This is a genomic window from Steroidobacter gossypii, assembly GCF_016801985.1.
Lineage (GTDB): Bacteria > Pseudomonadota > Gammaproteobacteria > Steroidobacterales > Steroidobacteraceae > Steroidobacter > Steroidobacter gossypii.
The window spans coordinates 1,227,764-1,241,526 of record NZ_JAEVLS010000001.1 but is presented as its reverse complement, the minus strand read 5'-3'; the positions used below and the strand labels follow the sequence as shown (position 1 = coordinate 1,241,526).

At 62.4% G+C, this 13,763-nt stretch carries 12 protein-coding genes; 11 read left to right on the top strand and 1 reads right to left on the bottom strand.

The genetic code is table 11. The features are described from left to right. Positions 1 to 136: 136 nt before the first annotated feature. The 9 genes from JM946_RS05350 (at position 137) to JM946_RS05310 (ending at position 9,198) form a co-directional block, all read left to right on the top strand. Complete coding sequence (locus JM946_RS05350) at positions 137 to 724, top strand: hypothetical protein (RefSeq protein WP_203166095.1); 588 nt, start codon at positions 137 to 139, stop codon at positions 722 to 724. Between the two features lie 42 nt (positions 725 to 766). Further along, positions 767 to 2,119: a c-type cytochrome gene (locus tag JM946_RS05345; RefSeq protein WP_203166094.1), complete on the top strand. Its 1,353-nt coding sequence runs from the start codon at positions 767 to 769 to the stop codon at positions 2,117 to 2,119. A 63-nt stretch (positions 2,120 to 2,182) separates the two neighbouring features. Continuing rightward, a complete protein-coding gene (locus tag JM946_RS05340) occupies positions 2,183 to 3,952 on the top strand; it encodes a cbb3-type cytochrome c oxidase subunit I (RefSeq protein WP_203166093.1) in 1,770 nt (589 codons plus the stop codon). Further along, the gene (locus tag JM946_RS05335; RefSeq protein WP_203166092.1) at positions 3,949 to 4,644 is read left to right on the top strand and encodes a cytochrome c oxidase subunit 3; all 696 of its coding nucleotides are present in this window, start codon (positions 3,949 to 3,951) and stop codon (positions 4,642 to 4,644) included. The genes JM946_RS05340 and JM946_RS05335 overlap by 4 nt, the downstream gene beginning before the upstream one ends. A gap of 22 nt (positions 4,645 to 4,666) precedes the next feature. After that, positions 4,667 to 5,341, top strand: coding sequence for a heme-copper oxidase subunit III family protein (locus tag JM946_RS05330; RefSeq protein WP_203166091.1), 675 nt, complete (start codon positions 4,667 to 4,669; stop codon positions 5,339 to 5,341). 41 nt (positions 5,342 to 5,382) lie between these two features. Further along, entirely contained in the window at positions 5,383 to 5,793 is a 411-nt protein-coding gene (locus JM946_RS31530) for a cytochrome C oxidase subunit IV family protein (RefSeq protein WP_203166090.1), read from the top strand. A 171-nt stretch (positions 5,794 to 5,964) separates the two neighbouring features. Then, positions 5,965 to 6,960: a COX15/CtaA family protein gene (locus JM946_RS05320; RefSeq protein WP_203166089.1), complete on the top strand. Its 996-nt coding sequence runs from the start codon at positions 5,965 to 5,967 to the stop codon at positions 6,958 to 6,960. Between the two features lie 95 nt (positions 6,961 to 7,055). Next, a complete protein-coding gene (gene cyoE / locus JM946_RS05315) occupies positions 7,056 to 7,961 on the top strand; it encodes a heme o synthase (RefSeq protein ID WP_218042596.1) in 906 nt (301 codons plus the stop codon). 16 nt (positions 7,962 to 7,977) lie between these two features. Next, positions 7,978 to 9,198, top strand: a complete 1,221-nt coding sequence (locus JM946_RS05310) for a VanZ family protein (RefSeq protein WP_203166088.1) — start codon at positions 7,978 to 7,980, stop codon at positions 9,196 to 9,198. A 10-nt stretch (positions 9,199 to 9,208) separates the two neighbouring features. On the opposite strand, the gene JM946_RS05305 is transcribed toward JM946_RS05310, so the two are convergent. Further along, positions 9,209 to 9,868 carry a COG3650 family protein gene (locus JM946_RS05305; protein WP_203166087.1) on the bottom strand — a complete coding sequence of 220 codons (660 nt, stop codon included), beginning with the start codon at positions 9,866 to 9,868 and terminating at the stop codon, positions 9,209 to 9,211. 337 nt (positions 9,869 to 10,205) lie between these two features. Between JM946_RS05305 and uvrD the strand changes: the two genes are divergently transcribed. Continuing rightward, entirely contained in the window at positions 10,206 to 12,377 is a 2,172-nt protein-coding gene (gene uvrD, locus JM946_RS05300; RefSeq protein ID WP_203166558.1) for a DNA helicase II, read from the top strand. Next, the gene (gene trkA / locus JM946_RS05295; protein ID WP_203166557.1) at positions 12,374 to 13,762 is read left to right on the top strand and encodes a Trk system potassium transporter TrkA; all 1,389 of its coding nucleotides are present in this window, start codon (positions 12,374 to 12,376) and stop codon (positions 13,760 to 13,762) included. The genes uvrD and trkA overlap by 4 nt, the downstream gene beginning before the upstream one ends. The last annotated feature ends 1 nt before the right edge of the window (position 13,763 follow it).

The window sequence follows — 13,763 nt, the reverse complement described above, 5'->3', positions numbered from 1 at the left end:
ACACACTCGGTGCGCAAGCGAGGGAGTGCGCCACGGCATTTCCTCGCGCGCCATCTTCGGATGGATTGGTTCAACGTATCAAAAGAGGTATCGCGTTAACGGTTGATTGGTTCAGCGAAGCAATCGGGGGATTGCCATGAAATGCATCTACTTTCTGTCACCGACGCTCAAGTGCACTCAGGAAGTGTCGGACGATCTGCATGCAGTGGGCGTCAACGATTTTTATCTGCACGTAATCTCCAAGGACGAGTGCGGCCTCAAAAAACAGCACATTCATTCCGCGAATTATTTAGAAACACTCGACGTTATACGCGACGGCTTCATCGGCGCCGCGCTCGGTTTCATCGTCGGCCTGATCGGCGTCTCGCTGCTGATGTACTTCAAGCCCTTCGGCCCCACCGTCGAAGTTCCCACGCTGGTCTATGCGATTCTGGTCGGTGCGGCGACGCTGTTCGGCGCCTGGGAAGGCGGCCTCACCGGCATCGCCACCGAGAACAAAAAGCTGCGCAGATTCCACGACGATATTGCCGCCGGTAAATATCTGATCCTGGTGTACGTGAGGAAGCATCAGGAAGAGACGGTCCGCAAGATGATGCAAGAGCGTCACGCGGATGCCGAGCTGGTGGCCGTGGATTCTCATTTCATCAACCCGTTCACCGGCGTGGATCGGGTGTCCCAGAGTACCACCCAGAACACGGTTCAGAGCACGGCGCCCAGAATGTAACCAACACCCTGCACTGGTAGGCAGAAGAAGGGGAAACCGCCTATGACGATCGCGATCGCGTTGATCGTGCTGGTAGTGGCCACGGTGCTGTTTCATTTCCTGAGCCCATGGTGGTTCACGCCGATCGCATCCAACTGGCAGACCGTGGATTCGACCGTCGACGTGACCTTCTGGGTCACCGGCGTGGTGTTCGTGGCAGTCAACCTGTTCCTGGCTTACGCCATCATTCGCTACCGGCATCGCAAGGGAAACAAGGCCCACTACGAGCCGGAGAACAAAAAGCTCGAATGGTGGCTGACCGGCATCACCTCGGTGGGTATCGCGGCGATGCTCGCGCCCGGCCTGTCCGTGTGGGCCAATTTCGTCACGGTGCCGGAAGGTGCGGACGTGGTCGAAGTGCTGGGTCAGCAGTGGGCCTGGACATATCGCTTCCCCGGCAAGGATGGGCAGCTCGGCGCCTCCGACGCCAATCTGATCAGCGTCGACAATCCGTTCGGCATGGATCCGAACGACCCGGTGGGTCAGGACGATCATCTGGTCGCCAGCCCCGAACTGCATCTGCCCATCGACCGGCCGGTGAAAATACTGTTGCGTGCGAAGGACGTAAACCACCAATTCGCCGTGCCGCAGTTTCGCGTGAAGATGGACATGGTGCCGGGCATGGTGACTTACTTCTGGCTCACGCCGACCCGCACTGGCGAATTCGACGTGCTGTGCGAGCAGCTTTGCGGTGTGGCCCACTTCGCCATGCGCGGACGCGTGGTCGTGGACAAACAAGAAGATTTCGAGACGTGGCTCGCGGCCCAACCCACGTTCGAGAGAACGCTGATGGCGAGTAAAGGCGATGCCGAAGCCGGCAAAGCCTTGTTCACGGCCTGCACGGCATGTCACGGCGCGCAAGGCGAAGGCAATCGTGAGTTGAACGCGCCAAAGCTCAGCGGTCAGTCCGACTGGTACCTGGTGCGTCAGCTGCAAAGTTTCAAAGGCGGCGTGCGTGGCGCCCACGAGCAGGACACGTACGCGAAACAGATGATTCCGTTCGCGACCATGCTCGCCGACGACACCGCCATCAAGAACGTCGTGGCCTATATCAAAACCTTGCCCGAAGTCCGGCCAGCGGCCAGCGTGGTCGGCGATCCGGTTCGCGGCCGAGAGCTTTATCAGACGTGCACCTCGTGCCATGGAGCCAAGGCCCAGGGCATCTGGGCCACCAATGCGCCGCGACTCTCCAACATGAGCGACTGGTACATGGCGCGGCAGCTTAGAAACTTCCGCGACGGCATTCGTGGCGGACATCCCCAGGACTTTCACGGCGCGCAGATGAGGTCGATGACTCAGATCCTCGCCGACGATGCGACCATCGCCGACGTGCTGGATTACGTACGTACCCTGTAGCGGGCCATCCGACCAATCTGCAAGAGCGCCTCACATCAAAACAGATCGAAGGAGTGTGACTCGATGGCTTTCGTAGCAATCGCCGACCGCGATCATGAGCACGCGCTGCACGATCCGCAGAGTTTCATCCGCAAGTACATCTGGAGCCAGGACCACAAGGTCATCGCCATTCAGTACGCACTGGTGGCCACCGCGATCGGCCTGGTCGCCCTGGTGATGTCGGTGCTGATGAGATTGCAGCTGGGCTTTCCCGATACCTTCAACTTCATCGCGCCCCAGGAGTATTACCAGTACATCACCATGCACGGCATGATCATGGTGATCTATCTGCTGACGGCGCTGTTCCTGGGCGGCTTCGGCAACTATCTCATTCCATTGATGCTGGGCTCGCGGGACATGGTGTTCCCGTACCTGAACATGCTCAGTTTCTGGGTGTATCTCCTGGCGGTGCTGGTGCTGGTGGCTTCGTTCTTCGTGCCGGGCGGGCCAACCGGTGCGGGCTGGACGCTCTATCCGCCGCAAGCCGTGCTGCCGGGGACGCCGGGAGCGAGCTGGGGAATCATTTGCATGCTGGCGTCGCTGGCGATCTTCATCGTCGCGTTCACCATGGGCGGCCTCAACTATGCGACCACCATTCTGCAGGCCCGCTGCCGCGGCATGACGTTCATGCGCATGCCGCTGTCGATCTGGGGCATCTTCATGGCGACCATCCTCGGCCTGCTCGCGTTCCCGGCGCTGTTCGTGTCCGCGATCATGATGGCGCTGGATGCAGTGGTCGGCACCAGCTTCTTCATGCCGGCGATTTCTTCGATGGGCGAGACCACGCGGTACAGCGGCGGCAGCCCGCTGTTGTTCCAGCACCTGTTCTGGTTCTTCGGCCACCCGGAAGTTTATATCGTGGCGCTGCCGGCGTTCGGCATCGTCTCGGACCTGCTCAGCACGCACGCCCGTCGCAACATCTTCGGTTACCGCATGATGGTGTGGGCCATCCTGGCGATCGGCTGCCTGAGCTTCGTGGTGTGGGCGCACCACATGTATGTGAGCGGCATGAATCCGTACTTCGGGTTCTTCTTCGCCACCACCACGCTGATCATCGCCGTGCCCACCGCCATCAAGGTCTACAACTGGGTGCTGACCATCTGGCGCGGCGACGTGCATCTGACGGTGCCCATGCTGTTCGCCATCGGTTTCATTTTCACTTTCATCAACGGCGGGCTGACCGGATTGTTTCTTGGCAACGTGACCGTGGACGTGCCGCTGTCGGGCACTTACTTCGTGGTTGCGCACTTCCACATGGTGATGGGGCTGTCGCCCATCATGGTGGTGTTCGGCGCCATCTATCACTGGTATCCCAAGATCACCGGCCGCATGTTCGACGAGCGGCTCGGCAAGCTGCACTTCTGGCTGACCTTCGTCGGCGCCTACTGCATTTTCCTGCCCATGCATTACCTGGGCATCCTCGGCGTGCCGCGTCGCTACTACGGATACCCCGACGCCATACAGTTCATTCCGCCCTCGGTTCACGAGGCCAATCAGTGGATCTCGATCTCGGCCATGATCGTGGCGGCCACGCAGCTGGTGTTCCTGTACAACTTGATCCATTCGTACTTCAAAGGTCCGGTCGCGGATGGCAATCCATGGCGCGCAACCACCCTGGAGTGGCAAACGCCGGAGACCCCGCCGAAGCACGGCAACTGGGGCAAGGAGCTGCCCGAAGTACATCGCTGGGCCTATGACTACAGCGTGCCCGGCGCGCCGCAAGATTTCATCCCGCAGAATGTGCCGCACTCGGAAACGACTCCGGCCGGTCGTGAGCACGGAGTGCCGACATGAGCTTGACCGTCGCATACGCGGCTCTGGCGACGGGCATCATCGTCTGGATCGTGCTGGTCACCCGATTCCGCGCCAAGCCGTGGGAGAAGCAGGTCGCGGCCACGCCCGAAGGCGGCGCTTTTCCGTTTTCGCCGAAGCGGGTCGGCCTGTGGGTGTTTCTTGCGGTCATCACTTCGCTGTTTTGTTTGTTCGTGTCCGCGTACTACATGCGCATGGGTCAACATGCCGGGCACGGGATGCCGGGCGGCGGCGTGGGCGATTGGGCGGCGATTCGCGATCCTTCCATTCTCTGGTTCAACACGGTGCTGCTGATTCTAGGCAGCGTCGCGATGCAGTGGGCACGCTCCGCGGTGGCCCGCGGCCAGGCCGAGCAAACTCGAGTGTGTTTGTTTGCTGCTGGGTTGCTGACCATCGCTTTCCTGATCGGGCAGTGGCTTGCGTGGCGCGAGCTGCGTTATTCGGAGCTGTTCTCGCCGGCGAATCCGGCGGTCGCGTTCTTTTACGTGCTCACTGCCGTCCATGGCTTGCATCTGTTGGGCGGACTGGTGGTGTGGGCGCGCACCTTGGTGCGCTCGCTGCGTAAAGACGTGGAGTTGATCGACGTGCGCTTGAGCGTCGAGCTCACCACCGTCTATTGGCATTACCTGTTGCTGGTGTGGCTGGGTCTGTTCGCTGTCCTGCTATCGACGTGAATTGGCGACGTGAGAGAGCAACATGAGCAATAACCCGACGACGTTGGAACCCGGCTTTCGAGGCGTGGCCGCGGACTGGTCCGCCGACAAACAGGCGTTCCCGGTGCCGTGGGGCAAGGCCATGATGTGGATCTTCCTGCTCTCGGACACCTTTATCTTCACTTGTTTCCTCACGTCGTACATGAACGTGCGCATGTCGACGCTCGATACGTGGCCCAACCCAAGTGAAGTGTTCGCACTCACCGTCGCGGGCCAGCACATTCCACTGCTGCTGATCGCGATCATGACCATGGTGCTCATCACCAGCAGCGGCACCATGGCCATGGCGGTGAATTTCGGCTACCGGCGCGATCGCAAGCGAACCGCGCTGCTGATGTTTGCAACCGCGGCGCTGGGTCTGGCCTTCGTCGGCATGCAGGCGTTCGAGTGGACCAAGCTGATCGTGGAGGAAGGCGTGCGTCCGTGGGGCAATCCGATGGGCGCGGCGCAATTCGGCTCGGCCTTTTTCATGATCACCGGCTTTCACGGCCTGCACGTGAGCGGCGGCGTGGTTTATCTCACGGTGGTCGCGTGGCGCGTGCTGAGCGGGTTCTACGATCGCAAGGGTACTTACGAAACCGTCGAGATCGCCGGGCTGTACTGGCACTTCGTCGATCTGGTGTGGGTGTTCATTTTCGCATTCTTCTATTTGTGGTGAGCACTGTGGCGACTGTAACCACGCAGCAATCGGGAGCGAGCATGGACCAGGCGGTACGTCAGGAGTCCGTTCCGGAACAGTCGCACGGGGAACACTCCGCGCCCCGTGCGACTGGACATGCATCTGGACACGCGGGTGAGCACGCAGAAGGCCAGCAGCACCCAATCAAACTGTATCTCTGGGTCTGGGTGCTGTTGTTCGTATTCAGCGCCTTCTCCTACCTGGTCGATTATCTGCAACTGCAGGGCGCGCTGCGCTGGACGCTGATCCTGGTTTTCATGTTCCTCAAGGCGAGCGTCATCGTCGCGGTGTTCATGCACATGGCCTGGGAACGGCTGGCGCTGAAGCTGGCCATTCTGGTGCCGCCGCTGGCCTTGCTGGTGTTGATCGCGCTGATGGCGATCGAGGGCGATTACACCTTCCTGACCCGGCTGGCGTCGTTCGTGAATTAGCATCTACAATTTGGGGCCGAGGATTGCTCGCCTCAAGCAGCCGTCCTTGGAGCCTCGGCCAGCCGGTACATCCGTGTACCGTCGTTCGCGCGGTTCAAGGCGACGTTGAGTCGCCTTGAAAGGGCAGCCGCGCTCACCCCCGCTCAAAGTCGCTGTTTGACGCCGCCGTTCATGACATCACGTTTGATCCTGTTTCGCCGCCTGGCGCTCGCCGGCGTGCTGCTCGCGCTGCTCGTGGTCGTGCTGGGCGCCTGGGTGCGCCTGAGCGCCGCGGGCCTGGGCTGTCCGGACTGGCCGGGCTGTTATGGCCATCTGACCGCGGGCAGCGCCGCCGAGAACGTCGATGCCGTGAATCAGGCCTTCCCGCATCGGCCGTTCGAGTATCACAAGGCCATCAAGGAGATGGTGCATCGATACTTCGCCTCGGGCCTGGGTTTGCTGATCCTGGTGCTGGCCGGGCTGGCCATCCGCAATCGCCAGGATCCACAGCAGCCGGTGGCGTTGCCGGTCGCATTGGTGGCGCTGGTGATCTTCCAGGGTCTGCTGGGCATGTGGACCGTAACGCTGCTGCTCAAGCCGCTGATCGTGGTGTTGCATCTGGTGGGCGGGCTGGCGACGCTGTCGCTGCTCGGCTGGCTGGCAATGCGACCGAGCGAGCCGGCCGATCGGTCCACTCCGGCTAGTCATGGCCTGCGCAAACTGGCGGGTGTGGGCCTGGTGGTGCTGGCTTTGCAAATCATGCTCGGCGGCTGGACCAGCAGCAACTACGCCGCCCTCGCCTGCCCGGACTTTCCGACCTGCCAGAACAGCTACTGGCCGGAGATGGACGTGCAGGACGCGTTCGTGCTGTGGCGTGGCCTGGGCATCGATTACGAAGGCGGCGTGCTCGATCACCCCGCGCGCGTGGCCATTCATTTCGTTCACCGGCTCGGCGCCATTGCCGCCGCTCTGATTCTGGGAGCGCTGAGCGTATTGGCATGGCTTCGAGGCGCCTCGCCGGCGGTGCGGACTGCGGGTGCGCTACTTGGCCTGGTGCTTGTCGCGCAGCTGATTCTCGGCCCGATCATGGTGATGCGCGCGTTGCCGCTGTCGTTGGCCACTGCACATAACGGCGTCGCGGCGCTGTTGCTGCTCGCGACAGTGCGGATGAACAGATTGTTACGTTAGTCCTGGGCGATCGACGGCAGGGGGCCGGACCCGACTCACCGGCAAGCGCCAGCGCTTATCTGTAGAATCCGCCGTTGGTCACCGACGCCATCCCTATGTCCGCCGTGGAAACTTCTTCATTTCAGCCGGCCGCCTCCTGGCGCGACTACTACGAGCTGGGCAAGCCGCGCGTGGTCATGCTGATCATGTTCACGGCCGTTGCCGGCATGTTCCTGGCGGCGCCGGGTCTGCCGCCGCTGAATGCCCTGATTTTCGGCACGCTGGGCATCGCCCTCGCTGCTTCGTCCGCCGCCGCCGTCAATCACGTGCTGGACCGCCGTTTCGACGAGCAGATGGCACGCACGCGCAATCGTCCGCTGCCCACCGGCCATGTCACCGAGCGACAGGCGCTTGGCTACGCCCTCGTGCTTGGCGTGGTGTCGATGGTGTTGTTATCGGGTTGTGTGAATGCACTGACAGCCGTCCTCACGTTCTGCTCGTTGATCGGCTACGCCGTGATCTACACGGTGTGGCTCAAGCATGCGACTCCGCAGAACATCGTCATCGGCGGCGCGGCCGGCGCGGCTCCTCCCGTGCTCGGCTGGACGGCCGTGACGGGCTCGGTGGATCCACACGCGTTGTTGTTGTTCCTGATCATCTTCACGTGGACGCCGCCGCATTTCTGGGCGCTGGCCATCGCTCGCCGCGATGAATATGCGAAGGCCGGCATTCCCATGCTGCCAGTCGCCTATAGCAGCGACTTCACACGGCTGCATATCCTGCTGTACACGATTCTGCTGGTGATCGTGACCTTGTTGCCGTATCTCACCGGCATGAGCGGTCTGCTCTATTTAGCCGCGGCCGTGATTCTCGGCGGCGTGTTCCTGTTCCGCGCTCTGCAGTTGAAGGTGCGTCAGGACGCCCGTCTGCCGATGCGAACTTTCGGTTTCTCGATCACCTACCTGGCCTTGCTGTTCGCTGCGTTGTTGATCGATCACTACGTGACCATAAGGTTGCTGTAGGGACGCCGCTCCCATCGTGGCCCCGGCGCGCACACCACGAAGCTTCATTCCCTGGCTGACGGCGGCGGTGATCGCGCTGATCGCCTACGGTTCGCTGTATCCCTTCAATTTCAAACTCGACGCCCAGGACGACCTGCTGGGAGCGCTGCGCCAGCTGTCATGGGCCCGCGCCGGTCGCGGCGATCGCATTTCCAACGTCCTGCTGTATCTGCCGCTCGGCTTTTGTTTGTATCTGTGGCTGAACGAGCGGTTGCGCCGCGGCCCTTCGCTGACTATCGCGACCTTGCTCGGCACGTTGCTGTCGCTCGCAATCGAAGTGGCGCAGGTGTACGTGTCGAGGCGCGTACCCAGTCTCACGGATCTGGTGCTGAATTCCGGAGGCACCTTCCTGGGTGCGGTAGGAGGCGTGGGCTGGGCTGCGCTGACTCATCTGATGCATCTGCCAGCTCGTGCAGAAAAGCAAACACGGGATCCTGGCGCCGCGCTGTTGATCGGTCTATGGCTCGCGTGGCGATTCGCGCCGTTCGTGCCGCAGTTCGATCTGGGCAAGTTGAAGGCGGCGTTGCGACCGCTGTTCAATCCCAGCTTCGATTTCATCACCGTGCTGATCTTTCTCACCTGCTGGTTGGTGGTGAATCAGGCGGTGGCCGCGCTGGTGAGCCGCCCACGGCGCTTGGAAACATTGTTGCTGCTGATGGCGACCGTGCTGATCGGACGCCTGGTGATGGCGAATCAAACGTTCGTGCCCGCCGAGCTGCTGGCGTTGTTGTTGCTGCTGCCGATGGTGGTGTTGATGCATCGGCTGCGGCCTCGGCCACGCCGGGCGACCCTGGTGCTGGCGGTCGTCGCGCTGCTCGTCATCGAGGAGCTGGCCCCGTTCGACTTCTCGCCGCAGGTGGCGCAGTTCGATTTCTGGCCGTTCCTGGTGTTCGCCGAAACCGGCTGGGATCTGGCGGCCATCGACTGGGTGCAACTGTTCGGCAAACTGTTTCTGTATGGCGCGCTGCTCTGGGTGGTGCGCGAATGGGGCGCATCCACCGACTTCGCGTTCGGCGTGATGCTGACCGTAGCCACGAGCGTCGAACTGCTGCAGATCTGGCTGCCCGCCGAGCATGCTTCCATCACCGATCCGCTGCTGGCGCTGCTGATCGGGCTGATATTCCGCTCCTTGTATCGACGTCGACGCCCAGGTGGACTCGAGGGCGCGACGGGCAATCTATCCTTGCGGGAACGGTGATCGCCCGCAGTTACTCACCGACGCGGGCGCATCCAGCGAACTGCTTACCATCCAGCGTGGCGCGAGCGGCGTACGCGAAGTACTCGCCCGACATGTCGTCCTGGCAGGCTTGAGCCTCGATCAATACCTCGATCTTGTGAGCATCGTTGCTCGCGGCGTAGCTCACGGCGCCCTCGGAGTTCTGATTGAGGGGCGCGGCGATGGAGATCTCTTTTGGTTCCTCGGGCTGGCGCCAAAGCAGCGCCGCCTCGGTGATCTCGACGCTCCAGAACGGCTCGTTGCCGCGGGCCGCGACGATGTAGTCCTGAGCGGGTGAATCACAGCCGCGCGTCTGCCCGTCCGGTGCCGCGTACAGCGCCTCTTCAAGCAAGAACGTACCCGCAAAACCGGCCGGAGCTGGCTGGTCCGTGACGCGCTCGCCGTATGCCTCCATATACAACTTCAGCGGCTGGTCCGCGCCATTCGCGTCCTTTTCTGCAGCGAAAGTGCGGGCAAGCACGCCATCGGTTTGATCGACCAGCAGCAGATCGCCCTGCTCGCCGCACGGGCGGAAAGCGCCGTGATCGGGACTCAACGTCAGGATGCCGCGCTTGATGGATAGCCCCGACTCCGCAAGCGGCTCCGATACCGCGGTCGTTGTTCCCTGAGAGGCGGCCGGTGCGTTCGGCAACGTCGTCGCCGGGGGCGCCGAAACGGGCGATTTCGGGGCTTCGGAGCATCCCGCCATCGTCAGCAAAACCGCGCAAGGGGAAAGTAACATCCCGCGCCAACCACGCATGCACGCCTCCCGGCACCGATCCTGGCCGCACAGCATACTGAATCAGCCACCCTGCTAGAATGCGCGGCCTGATTTATACAGCGACTCGGGCATCCTGCCACTCGCGCTGGGGCGCAGAGGGGAAAAGGCGCGACTTCTCCCCCTGCGCTCGCCGCCTGTGGCGGCGGGCACGTCCCTGTGCCTGAGGTGGCTCTTTGCCGAGGTAAACTAGCCCACGTGAGGACTCGCCCTGGACGTTTCCCCTTTACTTGAAGGACTTAACGACGCGCAGCGAGCCGCCGTTGCAGCTCCCCTGGCGCCGACGCTGGTCCTGGCTGGTGCAGGCAGCGGCAAGACGCGCGTGCTCACCCACCGTGTCGCCTGGCTGGTGCAGGTCGAAGGCGCCTCGCCGCACGGCATCCTGGCCGTAACCTTCACCAATAAGGCCGCGGGCGAGATGCGCGCGCGTATCGAGTCCATGCTCGGGGTGCCGAGCGCGCCGCTGTGGATCGGCACTTTCCACGGAATCGCGCATCGCCTGCTCCGCATCCATTGGCGCGACACCAATCTGCCGCAGAGCTTCCAGATCATGGACTCGGACGATCAGCTGCGCGCCATCCGCCGGCTGCTGAGGGCGCAAAACCTCGATGAGGAGCGCTGGGTCCCGAAAGAGATCATGTGGTTCATCAATGCGCGCAAGGACGAGGGGCTGCGCGCCAAACAGATCAAGGATGACGGCGACCCGACGCGCCGGCAGTTCATCAAGCTCTACGAGCTGTATCAGGAGCAGTGCGACCGCGCCGGCGTCGTCGATTTCGCCGAGTTGCTGCTGCGTGCGTACGAGCTGTGGCGTGATCGGCCGGACTTGCTGGCGCACTATCGCCAGCGCTTCCGGCACGTGCTGATCGACGAGTTTCAGGACACCAACACGATCCAGTATCTGTGGCTCAAGCTGCTCGCGGGTCCGGACGGACTGCCATTCGCGGTCGGCGACGACGATCAGTCGATTTATCGCTGGCGTGGCGCACGGGTGGAGAACCTGCAGCAGTACCGCCGCGATTATCCCCACGTGCAAATGTTTCGCCTGGAGCAGAACTATCGCTCGACGGGCAACATCCTGGCCGCCGCCAACGCGCTGATCGCCAACAACAGCGGCCGTCTCGGCAAGAATCTCTGGACCAGCGGCGAACAAGGCGACCCCGTCAGACTGTACGCTGCGTTCAATGAGCGCGACGAAGCGGACTTCGTCATCAACCGCATCCGCGAGTACGTGATGAAGGGCGGGCTGCGCAGTGAATGCGCCATCCTGTATCGCTCCAACGCGCAATCGCGAACCTTCGAAGAGGCGCTGCTGAACTATCGCATTCCGTATCGCGTGTACGGCGGCTTGCGGTTCTTCGAGCGTGCCGAAATCAAGGACGCGCTTGGTTATTTGCGGCTGATGTTCAATCGCACCGACGATGCGTCGTTCGAACGCATCGTGAACCTGCCGACGCGCGGCATCGGCAACAAGACGCTCGACATGGTGCGCAACTATGCCCGCGCCAACGCATGCTCGATGTGGGAAGCCGCCGGCGCCAGCATCAAAGAAGTCGGCCCACGCGGCGGCCAGGCATTGCATGGCTTCATGCTGTTGATCGAACAGCTGGATCAACAGACACGGACGCTGCCGCTGCACGAGCAGGTGGATCACGTCATCCATGCGAGCGGCCTGATGGCCCACTATCAGCAGGAGAAAGGCGATCGCGGCGAAGCTCGCGTGGACAACTTGAACGAATTGGTGTCGGCGGCTCGCGGCTATGAGCCCGAAGGCGATACCGAGGCCTCGCCGCTGGCCAACTTCCTGTCGCATGCCGTGCTCGAATCGGGAGAGGAACAAGCCGGCGCCGGCGAGGACGCGGTGCAGATGATGACGCTGCACTCGGCCAAAGGTCTGGAGTTTCCAGTGGTATTCCTGTGCGGCATGGAAGACGGCTTGTTTCCGCACCAGCGCTCGATCAGCGATGTCGACGGGCTCGAAGAAGAACGGCGCCTTTGCTATGTGGGCACGACGCGCGCCATGAAACAGCTGTATCTCACATACGCCGAGCAACGCCGTCTGCATGGCGTCGACAGCTACGGCACGCCTTCGCGTTTCATCCGGGAAATTCCTGCGCAGTTGCTGGAAGAGATCCGGCCGCGCATTCAGATCTCGAGGCCGATCTACGCGCCACGTCGCAGTGGGATGGGTAGTCAGTTGCGCGAAGAAGCGTCCACTGTCGGCGGGGTGCGCCTCGGCCAGCGTGTGCGCCATGGCAAGTACGGTGAAGGCGTCGTGCTCGAGCTCGAAGGCGACGGGCACCACGCGCGCGTGCAAGTGAATTTCGAGCGCCAGGGCCCCAAGTGGCTGATGCTGGCGTACGCAAATCTGGAACCGGTATGAAAATAATCATTCTCGGCGCCGGACAGGTGGGCCGCACCGCCGCCTCTCACCTGGCGCGCGAAGCAGCCAACGAAGTCACGGTCGTCGATGTGAATGACGAGCTGCTGCGTGACCTGCAGGACCGGCTCGACATTCGCACGCTGGTCGGGAGCGGCACTCAGCCGAGCGTGCTCGAAGCCGCAGGCGCGCGGGACGCGGACATTTTCATCGCGCTCACCAACAGCGACGAAGTGAACATGGTGGCGTGCCAGATCGCCTGGAGTCTGTTCAACAAGGATGCGACACGCATTGCGCGCATTCGCTCCGCCGACTTCGCCAGGCACACCAAGCTGTTCTCGCAGGAAGACCGGGCCTTCGCGGTCGATGTGCCGATCAGCCCCGAGCAACTGGTGACCGAGCACGTCATCCACTTGATTCACTATCCCGGCGCGCTGCAGGTGCTCGACTTCGCCGACGGCCGCATCCGGCTGGTCGGCGTGAAGGCGCTGCAGGGCGGCGCGCTGGTCGGCCAGCAGCTGAAGCACTTGCCGACGCACATCCAGGGTCGCGATGCGCGCGTCGCGGCCATCTACCGCGGCGGTCAAAGCATCAAGCCGGAAGGCGATACGATCATCGAGCACGGCGACGAGGTGTTTTTCATCGCCGCGCGCGAAGATATTCGCCTGGTGATGAACGAGATGCAAAAGCTGGAAGACCCGGTGCGTCGCGTGGTGATCGCTGGCGGCGGCAACATCGGGTTTCGTATGGCGCAGCGTCTGGAAAGCGAGCATCAGGTCAAGCTCATCGAGCGCGATCCGCGTCGTGCACGGCGCGTGTCGGAGCAGCTGAACAACACCATCGTGCTCAGTGGCGACGCCGCCGACGAAGAATTGCTGCTGGAAGAAAACATCGACAGCGCGGACGTGTTCGTCGCAGTCACCAACGCCGAGGAAGCCAACATCCTGTCGGCGATGCTGGCCAAGCGACTGGGCTGTCACAAAGTGATGGCGCTGATCAACCGGCCCGCCTATGCGGAGCTGATGCAAAGTGGCTCCATCGATATCGCGCTGTCGCCACAACAGGTGACCATCGGCTCGTTGCTAGCGCACGTGCGTCGTGGCGACGTTGTTCGCGTCCACTCGTTGAGACGCGGCGCGGCCGAAGCGCTGGAAGTCATCGTGCACGGCGTGCAAGGCGAAGGGCGAGTCATCGGCAAGCGCATAGAGAACATTCCGCTGCCCGAAGGCACGACCATCGCCGCCATCGCGCGCGGCGACCAGGTTCTGATCGCGCATCACGACACCATGATTCAGCGTGACGATCACGTGATTCTGTTCCTCACCGATCGCCGTCATGTCGAAGCCGTCGAGCGTCTGTTCGACGTGCCGCGCCGGCATGCCAGATAAG

Coding starts and splice junctions, on each gene's coding strand:
- JM946_RS05350 (WP_203166095.1), top strand. CDS start 137: ATGAAATGCATCTACTTTCTGTCACCGACGCTCAAGTGCACTCAGGAA.
- JM946_RS31530 (WP_203166090.1), top strand. CDS start 5,383: ATGGACCAGGCGGTACGTCAGGAGTCCGTTCCGGAACAGTCGCACGGG.
- JM946_RS05345 (WP_203166094.1), top strand. CDS start 767: ATGACGATCGCGATCGCGTTGATCGTGCTGGTAGTGGCCACGGTGCTG.
- JM946_RS05335 (WP_203166092.1), top strand. CDS start 3,949: ATGAGCTTGACCGTCGCATACGCGGCTCTGGCGACGGGCATCATCGTC.
- JM946_RS05340 (WP_203166093.1), top strand. CDS start 2,183: ATGGCTTTCGTAGCAATCGCCGACCGCGATCATGAGCACGCGCTGCAC.
- trkA (WP_203166557.1), top strand. CDS start 12,374: ATGAAAATAATCATTCTCGGCGCCGGACAGGTGGGCCGCACCGCCGCC.
- JM946_RS05330 (WP_203166091.1), top strand. CDS start 4,667: ATGAGCAATAACCCGACGACGTTGGAACCCGGCTTTCGAGGCGTGGCC.
- cyoE (WP_218042596.1), top strand. CDS start 7,056: ATGTCCGCCGTGGAAACTTCTTCATTTCAGCCGGCCGCCTCCTGGCGC.
- JM946_RS05320 (WP_203166089.1), top strand. CDS start 5,965: ATGACATCACGTTTGATCCTGTTTCGCCGCCTGGCGCTCGCCGGCGTG.